The sequence below is a fragment of the Desulfobacula sp. genome (genome assembly GCF_030145145.1).
Classification (GTDB): Bacteria; Desulfobacterota; Desulfobacteria; order Desulfobacterales; family Desulfobacteraceae; genus Desulfobacula.
This window is the reverse complement of the sequence record NZ_JAQYWD010000049.1, coordinates 17,557-35,743: the sequence shown is the minus strand read 5'-3', so window position 1 is coordinate 35,743 and position 18,187 is coordinate 17,557. Positions and strand designations below refer to the sequence as shown.

Genomic DNA, 18,187 nt, shown 5'->3' with positions numbered 1-18,187 from the left:
CATGAAGGGTGATGGTAACATTGTTGATGAGTTGAGGAAAATTGACTTGATTGGTTTTGCAGCCATTAGTATGGGGGAGCTTTATTCTGGTTTCAAAGGCGGCAACAGTGAAGAAAGGAACAGGGAAGAACTTAATGTTTTTCTGGATTCTCCAAGAGTCGTTGTTCACGCTATTGATGCGGAGACGGCTGATTTTTACGCTTCAATACTCAATAATCTGAAAGTTGCAGGCACGCCCATTCCGACAAACGATATATGGATTGCGGCCGTCGCTTTTCAACATGGTTACAAAATATTTACTAAGGACAAGCATTTCAACTTAATTCCCGGATTAGTAAAAATTTGATCCTCATCATGTGGGGTCAGGCTTGGCTTGTTGGCTTATTTGGAAAATTTAAGGCAGTTACGCCGGTCCGATCCAAAAACTCAAAAAATTAGAGGAACAAACAATGGGCCACCACGATCTGTTCTTTTAACAGACCTTTTCAATCCGCGAGTATGAAGGATGAAGGTATGAAGGGGTCTGACCACGATAAGTTGCTGCTTAATAAAGGAAACCGAAAGCCCATAATGGGATCTCTTTTAGGGAGCCCACTTCTATGTTGTCTTGTATTATATAAGCGTCATCAAGGCTTTTTATCTGCTTTCGGGTTTTTCCGGGGCCACCTATTTCAAAAACAAAGGTGTCGTCCACAATGAAATCGGCTTTGTCATGATAGTGTATTTGATGGGCATAGCTTAGCTGGGAAACAAAAAAACTTTCTCGCAGACTGCCGATATTTGGTTGCGCGCACAATACCTGAAATATATTCGGGTTGTCCAACAACAATTTATCGGGTTTATTAATCGTCCTCATTCCCGCACCTCCTCTTATTTGATGAATAAGGGATGCTTTTGACATCAAGGTTAAATATTTTGAGACCGTTGGCCATGAAGTTCCAATTGCCCCGCTTAATTTCATCTTGTTTAATTCTAAAGGGGGTGTTGTACATAACATATAAAGCAGCTTTTTTAACTTATCAAGCTTGCTGGGTTCTATATTAAACATGGCGGGCAAATCTGATTCTATGGTTAAATTAATCACCTCAAGTAATTTCATTGGATAGTTTTCAATTGATTCCAAATAGAAAGGGTAGGCACCATACTTTATGTATTTTAAAAAATATTCTATGGGGCGGATTTTTGCGGCAACTTGACTTGAAAGTGTTAAATGGTTTTTTACCACTTTTTCCAATGGAACGGCATCGAATGGGATTGAGGTCTCTATTTCTAAAAATTCTCTAAAGGAAAGTGCAGGTAGTTGATACATTACAACCCGTCGGGAAAGATCTGCTGATTCATAATCCAACTGAATAGCCGAAGAGCCCGAAAAGATTACTTGAAGATCAAAAGTATCGCGAATTGCTTTCAGGTGAGGGGCAAATCCTTTAGACTTATGAATTTCATCTAAAAGTAATAATTTTCCCCCTTCTTGAAAAAAATCCTGAGCTAAATCATAAAGACTGACACCTGCCATGGCAGGATGATCACAGGAAATGTATAAAATTTTTTCTATCGGGTATCCTGACCTATGTGCGTATTGGAGCAATAATGTGGTTTTGCCGGCTCCCCGCGCCCCTTTAATGCCAATCAATTGTTCTTTTGAATTTATTTGCTCGAGTAAAAAACGTTCGTAAATCTTAGTCGGGCGAGATAAAACAAAAAAAGAAGCCTGTTTTATGACATTAGGAATCATGATATAACCTCTCATTAAAGCTGAACTTAACTTATTATAAAATAGATATTATAGCAAAGCAAGATAGGTGTAAAGTTTAATTTATATAGGATGGGGTCAGGCTTGGCTTGTTGGCTTATTGGGGCGATAATGTAGTGAGTTTGTTTGGGCAAAGTATTTAAAAAATAGATTTGTACATCATAAATATGTGGAGAAGGCCGTTGACAGGAGACGCTCAGCGTCATAACAGTCTGGTTAACCGTGCGATTAAGACCGAAATATTATATAGGCTTCAACGTGGTTTGTATCTGTTCAATTAACGGTTTAGCGATTATTCGTGCCATCCGTTTGTTCTGGCACAAGCCATTATCGTATCTATCTTATCTCAGCAGGGAGTTCGGCCTTGATTGATCTGATTCAACAGCAATAAGCCAATAAGCCAATAAGCCAATAAGCCAAGCCTGACCCCGTTTCTTTGAAGGAAGATGTATGGCCAGAAAACCACGTATCCACTACCCCGGTGCCTTTTACCATGTTATGCTTCGTGGCAATGCTAAACAGCCTATCTTTTATGATAAAGAGGATATCCGGCGCTTTGAAGAGATTCTCAACCAGGGGCTGGAAACGCATAATCTTCGGCTGTGTGCCTATTGCTGGATGAAAAATCATGTACATATGGCGCTCCAGGTGTCAAATGTCCCGCTGTCTAAAATCATGCAAAGCCTTTCACAACGTTATACCGGCTGGTTCAACCATCGTTATGATCGGGTCGGTCATCTTTTTCAGGGGCGCTTTAGGGCGATATTGGTCGATCGTGAAGGATATCTTCGCGAGATTATCCGATACATTCATCTCAACCCGGTGCGTGCCGAGATAGTGACGGATCCCCTGGATTATCCGGAAAGCAGTCATCGTCTTTACCTTACACCGGATAAAATACCCCATTGGCTTTCCATTGATCCGGTTTTTAACCTGTTTGGACAGACGGTTGAGGCTGCACAGATCGGTTACCGTCATTTTATGGGGCAACCAGTGGAAGCGGAGCATCTGGAATTGTTACGAAAAGGTGGCACACAAGGACATATCCTCGGGGATGATGATTTTGTTCAAAAGGCTCTTAATCAGTCAGGTGGGCAGTCAGCATCCAACATAAGTCTTGATACCCTGACGGTCCTGGTGGCTGAAAAATATAATATTTTCCATCAAAACATACTCAACAAAAGTAGAAACAGGTCAGCTGCAGAAGCACGTGCTGTTATCGCATTGCTTGCTGTTGATTGCACCCGGCATACGCTCAAAGAGGTTTCGACATATTTGGGTCGGGAAATATCGACCATGAGTAAACAGGTTGCAAAACTGAGGGATAAAATAACAAAGTTTTCTGCTGTGAAGGAGAAAATAGAACGATTGATTGAGGAAATAACAACAATAAGCCAATAAACCAAGCCTGACCCCATTGGCTTGAAAGAGTGAAAAATGAAAAATATTTTAGTAACCGGTGGTGCCGGGTTTATCGGTACGAATTTTGTCTATTACTGGCTGGACAAATACCCTGACGATGGTGTGGTGGTGTTAGATGCCTTGACCTATGCGGGAAACAGGGAAAACTTATCCCGGGCAGATAAACATTCTAAATTCAGGTTTGTCCACGGTAATATCCTGGATCAGGAGCTGGTTGAAAATTTGCTGATAAAATATAAGATCAATACCATTGTTCACTTTGCCGCAGAATCCCATGTGGATCGATCCATTCTTGGCCCGGATGCATTCATTGAGACCAATATCGGGGGTACCCATTCTCTGCTTAAAGCCGCTAAAACCGTCTGGTTGGATGATACCCGGTTACCCCATCGGTTCCATCATATTTCCACAGATGAGGTCTATGGCACATTAAAACCGAATGATCCTCCTTTTTCAGAGACAACCCCCTATGCCCCCAACTCACCCTATGCTGCCAGCAAGGCAGCCTCTGATCATCTGGTCCGGGCCTATCATGAGACTTATGGCCTCCAGGTCACCACCAGTAATTGTTCGAACAATTTCGGACCCTATCAATTTCCTGAAAAATTGATTCCCCTGATTATTTCGAATATTCTGGAGGGCAAACCCTTGCCGGTTTATGGTGATGGGCAACAGATCCGGGACTGGCTTTATGTGGACGATCACAATTACGGGGTTGACTTGATTCTTGAAAGAGGCAAAGTTGGTGAAACCTATAATATCGGCGGGAATAATGAGACGGTCAACATGGATATAGTGAAGTTGATATGTGAGCGCATGGACGTCCGGTTGGCAGAAAATAAAGACCTTGCACAACGGTTTCCGGATTCACCCTCCAGTCAGGGAAAAACATCAAAGAATTTGATTACCCATGTCCAGGACCGGGCCGGTCATGACAGGCGGTATGCCATTGATGCCACAAAGATTTCTTCAGAACTGGGGTATGCGCCACAAGAATCATTTGAAACCGGTATGGATAAAACCCTGGACTGGTATTTGGACAAGCTAAAATAGTTATTGGTAGTGAGGAGAAGAATATGATGCAAACCAGAACGCATTTCGGGATCGGTCTTTTTATCGGTATTGTTGTGGCGGGCCTTTTTTTTCATTTTTTTGCCCCTAGGTACAGCGTCATTGAGTCAGATAACAAGCTGATAAAACATGACAAATGGTCTGGGAATGCCTGGCGATATGAGGGAAATAAATGGGAGCCAATTACGGATATTACCCGGGATTGGAAACCCGTTGATGCGGCGTTGATGGATGCGCTGAATATTCCTGCCAAGGGGGATGCCAATGCGCCGGATGCCCAGATGGCATCTTTAAAAAAGAAATATCCTGTACTTGAAACACTTTCTGATGAAGATATCATGGAAAGAATTAAATATATTTATGCCAGAAGGATTATGGTGGACCTTTATTTCAGCAATGCAGATGTGAAATAGCTTTTTTAGATCAGGGCCTTTTTTTTTGCAAAATAGAGAATGATCAGGGAATAGAGAACCTGGAAAACCAGGAAGGGAATAAACACGTAGATTCTTTCCACCCCGGGTATCCTGACCATCCAGAAGGCACCGAATCCCTGGGCCAGTGCCACGGCACAATAAAAAAGCGTCACCACCGTATGGGAATAGCCCAGCCGGTTAAATAGTTGATATAGATGTGTCCTGTGGGCCTGAAACACATTTTCTTTTGCCAGAAGCCGGCGAAGAAAGGTGAAAAAGGTATCATAGATAAAATGAAACAATAATAGGGGAATGACCAGCAAAGAGGTGTGGGCATTGTCATACAAAGAGGAGATAATGGCAAGGGTGGCAAAAGTAAACCCTAAAAACGTACTCCCCACATCCCCCATAAATAATTTCCCTTTGGGAAAATTGAAGATTAAAAACCCCAGCGTCCCTGCCATCAGTGTATAACACACAATGTAGGTGAAATTGCTTCCCTGGCCAAAAGAGATCAGGCCTAAAAAAATGGAAGTGATCACTGCATTCCCGCCTGCCATTCCATTTAATCCATCCATAAAATTATAGGCATTTGTTAATCCCAGAATCCACACAAACGTGATCAGATACCCCATGATTCCCAGCGCGGTGTTGTTGGGAAAGGGCAGGTCTATCCGGGTGATGACCATGCCAAAAGAGATGACCACCAGAATGGCCACCATCTGGGTGACCAGTCTTAACGATAAGGGCTTGTGTTTATAATCATCATAAAAAGACATGCCGGCAATTAAGAGACTGGAAACGGTAAATCCCAGGAAGAATTTCTGGGTGATCATGGTTTCGTCCGCCATCAAATAAATGATGCCCATGCCCAGAAAAAAAGTGGCGACAATGGCGATCCCCCCTGCCGTTGGTGTTGGGGTTGTGTGGGAGGACCGATGATTCGGGGTGTCCATAATTCTGGAATGGTGTATAATTTTCCAGCAGATCATACTGGAAAACAAAAACAGGCCAAAGGCAAACGAAAGGTGTTTTATGAAAGCAAATAGGGTCATGTTGATCAAAAAATTTTATGTGATGAATAAAAAATTGCAAATTATATGCTTTGCAGACTAATAATTGAAATGGTATGAAGAGTCAAGCCAATTGTAAGGATGGAATATAGTATGATTGAAAAATGGTGCAAAGCTTTTAGGTGGGGGTACTTTTCTCTTTTCGGGGTGGTGTTGCTGGTATCCGGGTGTGCGTCCCCCCAGCTGTGGTATAAACCCGGGCACAGCCCGGTGGATTTTGATCTGGACCACCAGGAATGTTTGAGGATGGCAGAAGAGATCGGCCGGCAGGCCACCCTGACCGGAGACAGGATTAACCTTGAGGAATATAATACGTCCTATAATAATTGCCTTTTTTCCCGGGGCTGGACCCATACCCCTCCGGGCAAAGAACAAAAAAAGGGTCCGGCGGTGGCGCTGGCCCAGGTGAAGGGGGACCGCATTCATGTGTTTGACAGGCAGATGACCCTGCCACCCGGGTTTGATCTGGTCAGCAATCAAATTGCAGGATTTGAAGATGTGCGAATGCAAACCCTTTTTTTCCAGGGGGAAGGTCAGGTGTTTTTGAATATCCTTATCCAGGAGGCACTGTCCCGAAAGTTTGATGTCATTGAATATCCGGCCAATGATCCGTTTTTTATTTTTGAAAAAGGAACCGCTGAGCAGGACAAGCGTCCTGTGAATTGGACAGTGTTTTCCGGCGACTATAAAGGAGACTGGGTGGCCGGGATCGGGGCCTATTATTTTGTGGACGATCATCACCGCATCAGCCTTGTGATGACAAGCGCCATTGCATCTCCCGGGGAAGCCCCTCCCAGAGGACTTCGGCTGACAAAGACGCAGAAACTGGCCGTTGATGCCTTTTCCGAGCAATGGCTTGAAAATATAAAGCGTGCTCTTGATGCGCAAAAAGACGGTTCCCAGTGACCCTTCAGCAAACAGGCAGGGTCACCTGTAATAAATCCGCAATTTATATTATTGGAGGATGGGTCAGGCTTGGGTTATTGACATTTGGGTCGGCTTCTGCCCGGAATATCCGGGGTGGGTCAAAAGCCAATAACCCAAGCCTGACCCCGTTATGAAAAGAAGAACAATTCTGGTGACCGGGGCCGGGGGATTCATTGGCAGGCGCATGGTGGTGGCATTTGATAGCGACAGGGTCATTGCCTGTGGCCGTTCTCCGGAAAGCCATACAAATTTGGGTCAGTATTCTGTCTGGGAGACCCTGGACATCACAAAAAAAGAAGACCTGGACACTCTTTTCCAGAAATACAGGCCGGATGTGGTGATCCATTGTGCGGGCATCGCCCACCAGAAAATAACGGCCGTGCCTACAGCAGACTATTTTCATGTCAACAGCCGGGCAACACAACAACTGGCTGAACATGCCATCCACGCCAACCCAAAGGTTCATTTTATCTTTTTGTCTTCTATCTGTGTCTATGGTGAAACCCATGGCCATAAACGTGTCCATGAAACCGATGCCTGCCACCCGTCCAGCGATTATGCAGATAGTAAGCTGGACGCTGAAAAACGGCTGATAGACCTCCATGGGCAAGGGCGATTGAAAAAACTGGATCTGTTGCGGCTGGCACCGGTGTATGACCGGCACTGGCGCCTGAACATTGAAAAAAGAGTGTATGCCCCTAAAAAATTGTTTTTTTTGCGGTATGGTTCGGGCGAGCAGCGATTGTCCATGCTTGCCCTGCAGAACCTGGTCGCATTTGTCTGTTTTCGGGTCACCACGGCAGGAACGGGGGATTTCTGCGAGCGGTTTAATGTGTGTGATGCCCGGCCCTATTCTTTTAATGATATCATCGCTGTTTTTCAAAGATCAACCGTTCAGCCGAACCGGTTTTGTCTTGGCGTTCCGTTGTGCCTGGTCAAGGGGGGGGTAACCCTTGCCGGACACCTCCTGAAAACCAGATCCCGCTGGCTAATCTCCTGTTATGACAAGCTTGCCGGCGATCTGGTGTTTGATAACAGGAAAATGCTGAACACGGGATTCGTTCCTGAAGAGTCGTTGGAATCGATTTTCGGGGCGGAGGCTTTTCTTGACAAACGATAGGCCGACGGCATATAACGGTTCCCAAAAAAATCGGATGAAATATTATAGATGAACAACTCAATTTTTGGATGTTAGATTTAATCGACGGGGTCAGGCTTTTTTTTATTGGAGGCTGAATTTTTTATCACTATGTCATGACCAGACGGTTAAAAAGCGCCATAAGGAAAGCCTGACCCCATGTGAAATTGATAAACTTTAATTATAGCGGCTGGTGGCCCGCCGCAATTTTTTTTAAAAGGCTGTTATGAAAAAAGCACTGATTACAGGTATTACCGGGCAGGATGGGGCATATCTGGCTGAATTGTTATTGAAAAAAGGGTATGAGGTCCATGGTATTAAGCGCCGATCCTCCCTTTTTAACACAGACCGGATCGACCACTTGTACCAGGACCCCCATGAAAAAAACAGGGCCTTCTTCCTCCATTATGGGGATTTGACAGACTCAACCAACCTCATTCGAATCGTTCAACAGATTCAACCGGATGAAATATATAATCTGGCGGCCCAGAGTCATGTGGCGGTTTCTTTTGAATCCCCGGAGTACACGGCAGATACGGATGCCCTGGGCACGTTGCGGATCCTTGAAGGTATCCGGTTGCTGGGCCTGGAAAAGAAAACCCGGTTTTACCAGGCATCCACCTCGGAATTGTTTGGCAAGGTCCAGGAGACACCCCAGACGGAACAAACCCCTTTTTATCCCCGGAGCCCCTATGCGGCAGCCAAGCTGTATGCCTATTGGATCACCGTGAATTACCGGGAGGCCTATGGGATTTATGCCTGCAACGGCATCCTGTTTAACCACGAGTCGCCGTTGCGGGGGGAAACCTTTGTCACCCGGAAAATAACCCGGGCTCTGGCGCGGATCAAGTTGGGATTGCAGGCATGTCTGTACATGGGTAACCTGTCAGCCAAACGGGATTGGGGGCATGCAAAGGATTATGTGGAAATGCAGTGGTTGATGCTCCAGCAGGACACACCCGATGACTATGTGATTGGTACGGGAAAACAATATTCTGTTCGTGAGTTCATTAATGTGGCGGCCCAAAAACTGGACCTTTCTTTGAAATGGAAAGGGCAGGGAGTTGATGAACAGGGCATCACCGATGACGGCACCGTAATCGTTGCCGTTGATCCCACCTATTTCAGGCCCACAGAGGTTGAAACCCTGTTGGCGGACCCCTCAAAGGCTAAAAGAAAATTAGGGTGGGAAGCCAAAACATCCTTTGATGAGATGGTGCAGGAGATGGTTGAAAAAGATCTTGAACAGGCCCAGAAAGATTCGCTGTGCCAGGAACACGGGTTTTCAACCTTTACCTACCAGGAATAAGCCAATGCATCCAAATGACAAAATATATGTTGCAGGTCATCGCGGCCTTGTGGGGGCGGCCCTTTTACGCTGCTTGAAAGAAAACGGGTATGACCATACGATCACCCGGACCCATGGGGAGCTGGACCTGGAAAATTTCCAGGCGGTCACGGCGTTTTTTGAACGAGAACGGCCGGATTATGTCTTCCTGGCCGCGGCTAAAGTCGGCGGCATACTGGCCAATAAAACCTATCCTGCTGATTTTATTTTTAGAAATTTAATGATCCAGAACCACGTGATTCACAACTGCCATGTGCATGGGGTGAAACGAATGATTTTTCTGGGGTCTTCCTGTATTTATCCCCGGCTCTGCCGACAGCCCATGCAAGAAATAGACTTGATGACCGGTGCCCTGGAACCCACGAATTCCGCCTATGCCCTGGCAAAAATAGCCGGCATAGAAATGTGCTGGGCCTATAATCGGCAGCACGGAACACAGTTTATACCGGTCATGCCCACCAATCTTTATGGTCCCCATGATAATTTTGATCTTGACACCTCCCATGTGCTGCCGGCCCTGATTCGAAAATTTCATGACGCAAACAAACGTAAGGATACCAGCGTCACCCTGTGGGGCACCGGCCAGCCGAAACGCGAATTTTTGTATGTTGATGATATGGCCGATGCCTGTCTGCATGTGATGAAGACACCTGAAAGCCGGTTGCCGGCGGATACATCGCCATTGTTTAATATCGGCACGGGAAAGGATTTGACCATCCGGCAACTGGCCCTTTTGATCAAAGAGATTGTGGGGTTTAAAGGGGACATTGTATGGGATACCACTAAGCCGGATGGCACCCCCCAAAAACTGCTGGACGTATCAAGGATGGCGGCGCTTGGGTGGCAGGCGGCCACGGGATTGGCAGAAGGCATTGGAAAAACATATCAATGGTATGTTGAAACGGTTTGTTAAGTACTCAACTTTCGGAGTTGGCCATTTTTACATGGGGTCAGGCTTTCCTTATGGCGCTTTTTACCTGTATGGTCATAAAATAATGATAAAAAGCACAATAAAAAAAGCCTGACCCCTTACATTAAAGCTAAAGACCGAAAGCGTTGAGTTAAGTAAACATCCCAAATGTGAAAGGATATGAGAGATTAAGATGAAGGTTGTCATACTGGCCGGGGGGCTTGGAACCCGGCTGAGTGAAGAAACACACTTGAAGCCAAAACCCATGGTGGAGATTGGGGGTAAGCCGATTCTGTGGCATATCATGAAGATTTATTCCCACTATGGTTATACTGATTTCATCATTTGCCTGGGCTATATGGGGTATGTGCTCAAGGAATACTTTGCCAATTATTTTCTCCACCAAAGTGATGTGACCTTTGATTTCAGAGATGGAAACAAACAGACGATTCATTCTAATTCAACTGAACCCTGGCGGGTGACCCTTGTGGATACCGGTTTGGATACGCTGACAGGGGGACGGGTAAAACGGATTCAGCCCTATATTGGAGATGAACCGTTTTTATTGACCTATGGTGATGGGGTGGGAGATATTCCCATTGATCGGCTGGTTGCGTTTCATCAACAAAAGGGTAAGCTGGCAACGGTAACTGCGGTGCAGCCCCTGGGGCGGTTCGGTTCTTTGATTGTTGATGAAAAAGATGAGGGGGTCCGGGCATTTCAGGAAAAACCCATGGGGGACGGGTCATGGATCAATGGTGGATTTTTTGTGTTTGAACCGAAAATATTTGACTATATTGAGGGAGATAATACCAGTATGGAACGTAAGCCATTGGAAGATCTTGTTCGAGATGACCAGTTGGTGGCCTACAAACATTCAGGATTCTGGAAACCCATGGACACCCTCCGGGATAAGACAGAACTGGAGCATGTCTGGGCTTCGGGTAAGGCACCATGGAAAAAGTGGTGAAACAAAGCCGTATGACCGAATCCCTTGTTGATTTTTACAGCAAAAAGCGTGTCCTGATCACCGGACACACAGGCTTTAAGGGGGCCTGGCTGTGTTTGTGGCTCAAACACATGGGGGCGGATGTGTGTGGCTACTCCCTGGATGTCCCGAGCAACCCGGCCCTTTTTGAGGCGGCGCATGTTGCCGATGGCATGACATCCATCCAAGGGGATCTCAGGGATTTTGCCCTGCTTAAAAAAAGCCTGCAGGCGTTTCAACCGGAGATTGTCGTTCATATGGCGGCCCAGAGTCTGGTTCGTCGATCCTTTATTGATCCGGTGGAGACTTATTCTACCAATGTTATGGGGACGGTTCATCTGTTTGAGGCGGTTAGACAGACACCGTCCGTCCGGGCGGTTGTGAATGTAACCAGCGATAAATGCTATGAAAACAGGGAATGGGTCTGGGGGTATCGTGAAACAGATCCCATGGGGGGGTATGACCCTTATTCCAGTTCAAAAGGGTGTTCCGAACTTGTGACGTCGGCCTATTTGAGATCCTATTTTCATCCGGATGCGTATGAAGATCACGGCGTTTCACTGGCTTCAGCCCGGGCAGGCAATGTGATTGGCGGAGGGGATTTTGCCGAGGACCGCCTGATTCCGGATATGGTTCGGGCCTTTATGAAAAAAGATGCCGTGCACATTCGATCTCCCCATGCCATAAGACCCTGGCAGCATGTTTTGGACCCTTTATCCGGTTATTTGATGCTGGCCCAACGACTTTATGTTGATGGCCCGCAGTTTGGGGGGGGATGGAATTTCGGTCCGTCAGATCATTCTGAATTGGAAGTAGGGCAGGTCGTTGAGCGGTTTGCAAGCTTCTGGGGAGAAGGTGCGAACTGGTCTCTGGCGGATGGGCATCATCCCCATGAGGCCGGCCTTTTGAAACTGGATTGTTCCAAGGCCCGCAGCCGGCTAAAATGGGCACCCGGTCTGGATGCCCATCAGGCCTTGGCGTGGACAGCCAAGTGGTACAAGGCATTTGAGGAGAATCAAAAAGGGATGGGCGAATTATCCAGGGCCCAGGTTCGTCAATATGAGGGGTTGTGCATATGAAGTTTACCAGGCTAAAGCTGAACGGGGCATTTGTGATTGAGCCTGAACCCCATGGCGATCAGCGGGGCAAATTTGCCCGTATCGTGTGTATGGATGAATTGAAACAGATTGGCCATACCCGGCAGATCGTGCAGATCAATCAGTCCTGGACCCATAAAAAAGGAACCGTCCGGGGAATGCATTTTCAATATGCTCCCAAAAAAGAGATCAAACTGGTCAAATGTATTCAAGGGGCTGTTTTTGATGTGCTGGTGGACCTGAGAAAAAATTCTTCCACCCTGTTGCAGTGGCAGGGGGAAATTCTGACGTCTCAAAACATGAAGATGATGTATATTCCCGAGGGATTTGCCCATGGGTTTCAGACCTTGGCTGAGGATTGTGAACTGATGTATTTTCATACGGAATATTACAGCCCTGAGCATGAGGGAGCCGTCAGATATGATGATCCCCTGGCAGGAATAACCTGGCCGGAGAATATTACACAAGTATCTGAACGGGATTTGCAGCATCCGTTGTTGAAAAAAGATTTTAAAGGGATTTTGTGATGAAGTGCCGCCATTGTCATAGACGGCTTACGCATACCTTTATCGATCTGGTCAATTCACCGCCATCCAATTCGTTTTTATTAAACGATCAGCTCATGGAACCGGAAATTTTTTATCCGGTAAAACTGTTTGTGTGTCATCATTGTCACCTGGTACAGATTGATGAATATAAAAAGTCTGCTGATATTTTTAACCAGGCATATGCCTATTTTTCATCTTTTTCCAAAACCTGGCTGGCCCATGCAAACGCCTATGTGGAAATGATCACGGCGCGACTGGGGTTGGGAAAAGACTCTTTTGTCATGGAGATTGCCTCCAATGACGGCTATCTGCTGCAGTATTTTAAGGGCAGAGGCATCCCCTGTCTGGGGATTGAACCCTCAAAAAATACGGCTCAAGCCGCCCGGGCAAAAGGGATTGAATCAATAACCGAATTTTTTGGCGTTGAACTGGCCAGAACCCTTGTCCAAAAAGGGGTAAAACCCGACCTGCTCCTGGGAAATAATGTCCTGGCCCATGTGCCTGACCTGGGTGATTTTGTCGCGGGAATGAAGCTTGTTCTGGCGGAACAGGGGGTGATCACCATGGAATTTCCCCATCTTCTGCAGCTGGTTGAAAACAATCAGTTTGATACCATCTATCATGAACACTATTCCTATCTCTCCTTTCATACGGTTCAAGAAATTTTTAAAAAGCAGGGTCTTACATTGTTTGATGTCCAGGAAATTCCAACCCATGGCGGGTCTTTACGGATATTTGCCCGGCATGCGCAAGATGAATCAAAACCGATTCTGTCCTCTGTTAAAGCGCTTCATGCCAGGGAGGCGGCTGCCGGGATGATGGAAATGCCGTTTTATACCGGTTTCCAGCAAAAGGCAGACCAGGTCAAATATGGGCTGCTTGAATTTCTAATTCACCAGAAGCGGGCCGGAAAAAAGGTTGCCGCCTATGGTGCCGCTGCCAAGGGAAATACCCTGCTCAATTATTGCGGTATAAAAAAAGATTTGATCTGTTTTGTGGTGGATGCCTCGCCCCACAAACAGGGAAAATATCTGCCCGGCAGTCACATCCCTGTTGTGGCAGAGGAGGTAATCCAATCTGAAACCCCGGATTACATCCTGATTCTGCCCTGGAACATCAAAGATGAAATTATCGAACAACTCGGCTATATAGGGGAGTGGGGCGGCCGTTTTGTCACTGCTGTTCCGGAGCTTCGGTGTTGGTAACGGAAGGCGCTATTTTGTTAAGATTGCATCTATTGTTAGTTAAAAGAGGAATGAATGGAAAAAATACCGGTGTCCGGTCCATGGATTACGGACAAAGAAATTGAATATGTGGCAGACGCAGCTAGGAATGCCTGGTATGAAAATGCCAATATATATAACGACCGTTTTGAGCGTGCTTTTGCTGAATATATGGGACTCAGCCATGCGGTTGCTCTCCCGTCCTGCACGTCAGCGCTTCATCTTTCCCTGATGGCCCTGGGAATAGGTCCGGGTGATGAGGTCATTGTGCCGGATGTGACCTGGATTGCTACAGCTGCTCCGATTATCTATGTGGGTGCTACGCCGGTATTTGCCGATATAGATGTGCAAAACTGGTGTCTTTCTCCTGCATCATTTCAAGACTGCATTACCCCCAGGACAAAGGCCGTTATCCCTGTTGACCTGTATGGGGGGATGCCGGATTGGGAAAAAATTCATGCCATTGCCCGCAGGAATAATTTGGGTGTAATTGAAGACGCTGCCGAAGCACTGGGTTCTGAATATAAGGGGCAAAAAGCCGGATGCCTGGGCGATACCGGTTGTTTCAGTTTTCATGGTTCAAAAACCATGACCACGGGTGAAGGGGGGATGCTGGTCACGAATAATAAAGACCTGTTTGACCGGGTTCTTTTTCTAAGGGATCATGGCCGCAAGCCGGGAGATGTCATGTTTTTTAATTCTGAAGTGGGCCACAAGTATAAAATGAGTTCCATGCAGGCGGCGCTCGGCCTTGCGCAGATAGAGCGGGCAGAAGAACTGGTTGATAAAAAACGTCAGATATTTGATTGGTATCATGACAGGCTGGGGAGTATGGATGGGCTCACACTGAATTTTGAACCAGACCAGACCAAAAATTCATACTGGATGGTCTCGATCATTCTGGATTCAATATTTGGTATTCAAAAAGAAGCGTTAATTCAAAAGATGAACGATTATGGCCTATCGTGCCGTCCATTTTTTTATCCGTTAAGTGCTATTCCTGCTTTTAATCAAACGGACCAGGCTGCGGTCGCACAAAAGAGAAACCGGATAAGTTATCAAATCAGTCCCTATGGAATAAATCTTCCATGTGGTATGAATATGGATGAAAAAAAAGTTAACTATGTTTGTTCAACCCTGTTACAGATATTGAACATGGCCGACTGAAGTTGGCAGTTTGGTTCCATCGGGAGGAAAATGGTTTGAAAGATCATATGCGTGTTCTTGTTGCCGGTATTGGCGGGGCATCATTGGGGACAGAAATAATTAAGGCCCTCCGTTGTGCCGGAAAATATGAAATCTTTGGATGTGACATATCTGAATTTGCTTTTGGCCACTATCAAGGTGGAACTGTAGAAACTTTTTTGATTGACCGCAATAATTATATAGAAGACATCCTTGGGATATGTCAGAAAATGGATATCAAAGCGGTTATTCCCGGAGGAGAAGAACCCTCAATTCTTCTGGGGAATGCGTTGGATGAATTTTTCAAGAGGGGGATTCATGTTACGTCAAATACCGGAGACGTGATTTCGACGTGTTCGCATAAAGGTAAATTGTTTGACTGGTTATTGCAGCAGGGAGTTCCCATTCCCTATTCCTGTTCCATAAAACAGATGGATGAGTTGGATCGGATGCCGTTTCCCTGCGTTATAAAACCGGCTACCGGCAGTGGTGGAAGTTCGTTTGTTTTTTTAGCGGGAAATAAGGCCGAAGCCCAATTATATGTGGGATATTTGTTAAATAACCATCAAATACCCATTGTGCAGGAATATATTCCCCATGAAGAGGGTGAGTTTACAATAGGGGTTCTTCACTCGCCCGAAGGTGATCTCTTAGGATCTATTGCCTTAAAACGGATGTTCAATGTTAAACTTTCAGTGATGGCCAAGACGGACACAGGGCTGATTTCAAGCGGATACAGCCAGGGGTATATTGGTGATTTCCATGACATCTGCAAACAGGCTGAGTTGATTGCCGGTCTGCTGAACAGCCAGGGCCCACTTAATATCCAGGGCCGGGTGCGCAATGGAGTTTTATTGCCTTTTGAAATTAATCCGCGGTTTTCAGCATCCACATACTTGCGAACCAAAGCCGGGTTTAATGAGGTCGATACATACCTGCAGTCTGCAATTAATAAGGTCGCTGTGCAGACTGTACCGCTTCGTGTTGGTTATTATTTTAGAAGTTTAACTGAAATTTGTGTCGAAGAAGGAAAATTGGTGCAGTGATTCATTGGATATCTGACAATCTTGGAACAGCCGCATTTGATAATGCCAGGCAGATTTCCGGAATTACAGTGATTGACGTCCGGGACTTGGTGGATAAGGCGGGTAATTCTCCTGAAACATTGAAGGCCAAGATCCAACAAGCCCTAATATCTATTGACCGCGGAGAGAAAGTGGTCATCTGTTGCGATTACGGCATGTCAAGAAGCAATGCCGTTGCGGCCGGTGTGTGGGCACAGGTGAAAGGGGTTAGTCTGGGCGAGGCGGTAAGGTATATTATAGAAACGATTGGAGAGAAAAATCTTAAAATAGAAGTCTTGAACAGGGTGTATCAGGCCATTGGAAAGGATGCAGATCAAGCAGAGCCGGATCGTGAAAAAAGAATTTTAGTAACAGGTGCAAACGGATTTGTTGGAAAAGGTCTGATTGAACAGCTAATCAAGAAGGGTTACACTGTATTTTCTCCTCCCCGGGGAGAGATAGACTTGCTTCATGATACGGTTTTTTTAAACCTGATGGTCAAGGAAAAGAGCATCGGTAAAATTCTACACCTGGCCAATCCCAGGATATATACGGTTAATACGGCCATGGGGGAGTCCTTGGTCATGCTGAAAAATTCTCTGGATGTTTGTGTAGAAAATAATGTCCAATTGATATATTTAAGTAACTGGGAAGTCTATTCAGGGTACAGGACATCTTCATTAATGGCAGATGAGACTGTTCCCTTTTGTCCGGGCGGCAGTTATGGGCAGACAAAAGTGTTGTGTGAAAACCTCATTGATCATTATCGCAGACAATATTCTGTTTCCTGTTTGATATTAAGGTCAAGCTCTGTTTACGGTATTGAATGTGACCGGCCCAAATTTATTTGGAATTTTTTGAACAAAGCCAGAGAAAACAGGGAAATTGTTACGCATGAATATAGTAACGGATTACCATCCCTTGATTTGCTCCATGTCAGTGATTTACGCAGGGGCATCATCATGGCGATTGATTCAGGACTTCAAGGATCAATTAATTTTGGAACAGGGGTACTCACATCAACAAACAGGGTTGCAAAACAGATTGTTAAGATCACTGATTCTAAAAGTAATATCAAACAGCAACCTATCCAAGGGGATGTGGGAAATATAAAAATGGATATATCCAAAGCAAGATTGTGCTTGGGGTGGGAGCCTGTTGTTGCTATAAAGAACGGTTTATTTGAAATCGCAGGAGGAAATAAGAATGAAAACATCTCAGCCCGATAAATCTGAAAATGAACTGGATCGGCAGGATACCTTTCCCTGGCAGAGGGGAAAATATTTTGCCACATATGAACAATTATTGGGGCAGTATATTGTTCAAAGTATTGTTGAAAACAAACGGATGTCTCGACTCCTTGATCTGGCCTGCGGCAATGGTTATCTGACCCATCTGATGGCGCCTCATTTTGGGACAGTTGTCGGGCTTGATGCATCTGCCACTCATGTTGCAGATGCTAAAAAGACCTATCCTGGTATTGAATTTGTCCATGCTTTGGCCGAGGAATTTCAGGGGAATGACCCCTTTGATACCATTACGATGGTAACGTTGCTGGAACATGTTCAGGATCCATCTGGCCTTTTGAATATCTGCGCCAGACAGCTGTCGCAAGAAGGCATCATCATTGCCCACGTTCCCAATGCCGTTGCCGTCAATCGACGGATAGCAAAATTGATGGGAACCCTTTCGGATGAATATGAACTCTCGCCATTTGATTTGAATATTGCCGGACATCGGCGGTCCTATGACATGGCAGATCTGGTGAAAAACTTTGAAGATGCAGGGCTGAAGGTAGTGAAGACCGGCGGTGTTTTTTATAAAATGCTGTCTACGCCTCAAATAAATTGGATGTTGGAGGAAGGCCCCTGGGATGGGGGGGAATTTGGTTGGGGACGGGTGGGTGAAGAAAAGACGAAAGACTGGCGCAAGGCATTTTGTGATGCCTGCTATGAATTCGGTAAACAGCGGCCGGAAGATTGTAATGTGATCTATGCCATTGGTCAGAGAAAAGGATAGGATGAAAG

18 protein-coding genes are annotated in these 18,187 nt (G+C 45.7%); 16 read left to right on the top strand and 2 right to left on the bottom strand.

The window, feature by feature from the left end; all coding sequences use genetic code 11:
• Position 1: 1 nt before the first annotated feature.
• The gene (locus Q1Q15_RS22390) at positions 2–346 is read left to right on the top strand and encodes a type II toxin-antitoxin system VapC family toxin (protein ID WP_300464842.1); all 345 of its coding nucleotides are present in this window, start codon (positions 2–4) and stop codon (positions 344–346) included.
• Between the two features lie 198 nt (positions 347–544).
• On the opposite strand, the gene Q1Q15_RS22385 is transcribed toward Q1Q15_RS22390, so the two are convergent.
• Positions 545–1,735 (bottom strand): AAA family ATPase, encoded by a 1,191-nt coding sequence (locus tag Q1Q15_RS22385; protein ID WP_300464840.1) that lies wholly within the window; start codon positions 1,733–1,735, stop codon positions 545–547.
• 468 nt (positions 1,736–2,203) lie between these two features.
• On the opposite strand from Q1Q15_RS22385, the gene Q1Q15_RS22380 reads away from it, so the two are divergent.
• Genes Q1Q15_RS22380 through Q1Q15_RS22370 form a run of 3 tightly spaced genes read left to right on the top strand, consistent with a single transcriptional unit; the run spans position 2,204 to position 4,659 of the window.
• Positions 2,204–3,154, top strand: coding sequence for a transposase (locus Q1Q15_RS22380; protein WP_300464838.1), 951 nt, complete (start codon positions 2,204–2,206; stop codon positions 3,152–3,154).
• A 36-nt stretch (positions 3,155–3,190) separates the two neighbouring features.
• On the top strand, positions 3,191–4,228 hold the full coding sequence (gene rfbB, locus Q1Q15_RS22375; protein ID WP_300464836.1) for a dTDP-glucose 4,6-dehydratase: 1,038 nt from the start codon (positions 3,191–3,193) through the stop codon (positions 4,226–4,228).
• A gap of 23 nt (positions 4,229–4,251) precedes the next feature.
• The gene (locus Q1Q15_RS22370; RefSeq protein ID WP_300464834.1) at positions 4,252–4,659 is read left to right on the top strand and encodes a hypothetical protein; all 408 of its coding nucleotides are present in this window, start codon (positions 4,252–4,254) and stop codon (positions 4,657–4,659) included.
• 5 nt (positions 4,660–4,664) lie between these two features.
• On the opposite strand, the gene Q1Q15_RS22365 is transcribed toward Q1Q15_RS22370, so the two are convergent.
• Positions 4,665–5,714 carry a glycosyltransferase family 4 protein gene (locus tag Q1Q15_RS22365; RefSeq protein WP_300464832.1) on the bottom strand — a complete coding sequence of 350 codons (1,050 nt, stop codon included), beginning with the start codon at positions 5,712–5,714 and terminating at the stop codon, positions 4,665–4,667.
• Positions 5,715–5,825: 111 nt separating this feature from the next.
• On the opposite strand from Q1Q15_RS22365, the gene Q1Q15_RS22360 reads away from it, so the two are divergent.
• From Q1Q15_RS22360 to Q1Q15_RS22305, 12 genes are all read left to right on the top strand, one after another.
• Positions 5,826–6,638, top strand: coding sequence for a hypothetical protein (locus tag Q1Q15_RS22360; RefSeq protein WP_300464831.1), 813 nt, complete (start codon positions 5,826–5,828; stop codon positions 6,636–6,638).
• Between the two features lie 151 nt (positions 6,639–6,789).
• Positions 6,790–7,779: an NAD-dependent epimerase/dehydratase family protein gene (locus tag Q1Q15_RS22355; protein WP_300464829.1), complete on the top strand. Its 990-nt coding sequence runs from the start codon at positions 6,790–6,792 to the stop codon at positions 7,777–7,779.
• A gap of 244 nt (positions 7,780–8,023) precedes the next feature.
• Positions 8,024–9,106, top strand: coding sequence for a GDP-mannose 4,6-dehydratase (gene gmd, locus Q1Q15_RS22350; RefSeq protein WP_300464827.1), 1,083 nt, complete (start codon positions 8,024–8,026; stop codon positions 9,104–9,106).
• Between the two features lie 4 nt (positions 9,107–9,110).
• On the top strand, positions 9,111–10,058 hold the full coding sequence (locus tag Q1Q15_RS22345) for a GDP-L-fucose synthase (RefSeq protein WP_300464825.1): 948 nt from the start codon (positions 9,111–9,113) through the stop codon (positions 10,056–10,058).
• Between the two features lie 190 nt (positions 10,059–10,248).
• Positions 10,249–11,025, top strand: coding sequence for a glucose-1-phosphate cytidylyltransferase (rfbF, locus tag Q1Q15_RS22340; protein ID WP_300464823.1), 777 nt, complete (start codon positions 10,249–10,251; stop codon positions 11,023–11,025).
• Entirely contained in the window at positions 11,010–12,122 is a 1,113-nt protein-coding gene (rfbG, locus tag Q1Q15_RS22335) for a CDP-glucose 4,6-dehydratase (protein WP_300464821.1), read from the top strand. Before rfbF ends, rfbG begins: the two co-directional genes overlap by 16 nt.
• Positions 12,119–12,667, top strand: a complete 549-nt coding sequence (rfbC, locus tag Q1Q15_RS22330) for a dTDP-4-dehydrorhamnose 3,5-epimerase (protein WP_300464819.1) — start codon at positions 12,119–12,121, stop codon at positions 12,665–12,667. Before rfbG ends, rfbC begins: the two co-directional genes overlap by 4 nt.
• Complete coding sequence (locus Q1Q15_RS22325; protein ID WP_300464817.1) at positions 12,667–13,893, top strand: class I SAM-dependent methyltransferase; 1,227 nt, start codon at positions 12,667–12,669, stop codon at positions 13,891–13,893. Before rfbC ends, Q1Q15_RS22325 begins: the two co-directional genes overlap by 1 nt.
• 54 nt (positions 13,894–13,947) lie before the next feature.
• Positions 13,948–15,078, top strand: coding sequence for a DegT/DnrJ/EryC1/StrS family aminotransferase (locus Q1Q15_RS22320; protein WP_300464815.1), 1,131 nt, complete (start codon positions 13,948–13,950; stop codon positions 15,076–15,078).
• Positions 15,079–15,113: 35 nt separating this feature from the next.
• Positions 15,114–16,142, top strand: a complete 1,029-nt coding sequence (locus tag Q1Q15_RS22315) for an ATP-grasp domain-containing protein (protein WP_300464813.1) — start codon at positions 15,114–15,116, stop codon at positions 16,140–16,142.
• Complete coding sequence (locus Q1Q15_RS22310) at positions 16,139–17,389, top strand: NAD(P)-dependent oxidoreductase (protein ID WP_300464811.1); 1,251 nt, start codon at positions 16,139–16,141, stop codon at positions 17,387–17,389. The genes Q1Q15_RS22315 and Q1Q15_RS22310 overlap by 4 nt, the downstream gene beginning before the upstream one ends.
• On the top strand, positions 17,367–18,179 hold the full coding sequence (locus tag Q1Q15_RS22305) for a class I SAM-dependent methyltransferase (RefSeq protein WP_300464810.1): 813 nt from the start codon (positions 17,367–17,369) through the stop codon (positions 18,177–18,179). The genes Q1Q15_RS22310 and Q1Q15_RS22305 overlap by 23 nt, the downstream gene beginning before the upstream one ends.
• Positions 18,180–18,187: the final 8 nt, after the last annotated feature.

Excerpts from the sequence above, each read along its gene's own strand:
- Q1Q15_RS22385 (WP_300464840.1), bottom strand. The coding sequence starts at position 1,735 with ATGATTCCTAATGTCATAAAACAGGCTTCTTTTTTTGTTTTATCTCGC.
- Q1Q15_RS22325 (WP_300464817.1), top strand. The coding sequence starts at position 12,667 with ATGAAGTGCCGCCATTGTCATAGACGGCTTACGCATACCTTTATCGAT.
- Q1Q15_RS22305 (WP_300464810.1), top strand. The coding sequence starts at position 17,367 with ATGAAAACATCTCAGCCCGATAAATCTGAAAATGAACTGGATCGGCAG.
- rfbB (WP_300464836.1), top strand. The coding sequence starts at position 3,191 with ATGAAAAATATTTTAGTAACCGGTGGTGCCGGGTTTATCGGTACGAAT.
- Q1Q15_RS22365 (WP_300464832.1), bottom strand. The coding sequence starts at position 5,714 with ATGACCCTATTTGCTTTCATAAAACACCTTTCGTTTGCCTTTGGCCTG.
- rfbF (WP_300464823.1), top strand. The coding sequence starts at position 10,249 with ATGAAGGTTGTCATACTGGCCGGGGGGCTTGGAACCCGGCTGAGTGAA.
- Q1Q15_RS22320 (WP_300464815.1), top strand. The coding sequence starts at position 13,948 with ATGGAAAAAATACCGGTGTCCGGTCCATGGATTACGGACAAAGAAATT.
- Q1Q15_RS22345 (WP_300464825.1), top strand. The coding sequence starts at position 9,111 with ATGCATCCAAATGACAAAATATATGTTGCAGGTCATCGCGGCCTTGTG.
- gmd (WP_300464827.1), top strand. The coding sequence starts at position 8,024 with ATGAAAAAAGCACTGATTACAGGTATTACCGGGCAGGATGGGGCATAT.
- rfbC (WP_300464819.1), top strand. The coding sequence starts at position 12,119 with ATGAAGTTTACCAGGCTAAAGCTGAACGGGGCATTTGTGATTGAGCCT.
- Q1Q15_RS22380 (WP_300464838.1), top strand. The coding sequence starts at position 2,204 with ATGGCCAGAAAACCACGTATCCACTACCCCGGTGCCTTTTACCATGTT.
- Q1Q15_RS22360 (WP_300464831.1), top strand. The coding sequence starts at position 5,826 with ATGATTGAAAAATGGTGCAAAGCTTTTAGGTGGGGGTACTTTTCTCTT.
- rfbG (WP_300464821.1), top strand. The coding sequence starts at position 11,010 with ATGGAAAAAGTGGTGAAACAAAGCCGTATGACCGAATCCCTTGTTGAT.
- Q1Q15_RS22370 (WP_300464834.1), top strand. The coding sequence starts at position 4,252 with ATGATGCAAACCAGAACGCATTTCGGGATCGGTCTTTTTATCGGTATT.
- Q1Q15_RS22355 (WP_300464829.1), top strand. The coding sequence starts at position 6,790 with ATGAAAAGAAGAACAATTCTGGTGACCGGGGCCGGGGGATTCATTGGC.
- Q1Q15_RS22390 (WP_300464842.1), top strand. The coding sequence starts at position 2 with ATGAAGGGTGATGGTAACATTGTTGATGAGTTGAGGAAAATTGACTTG.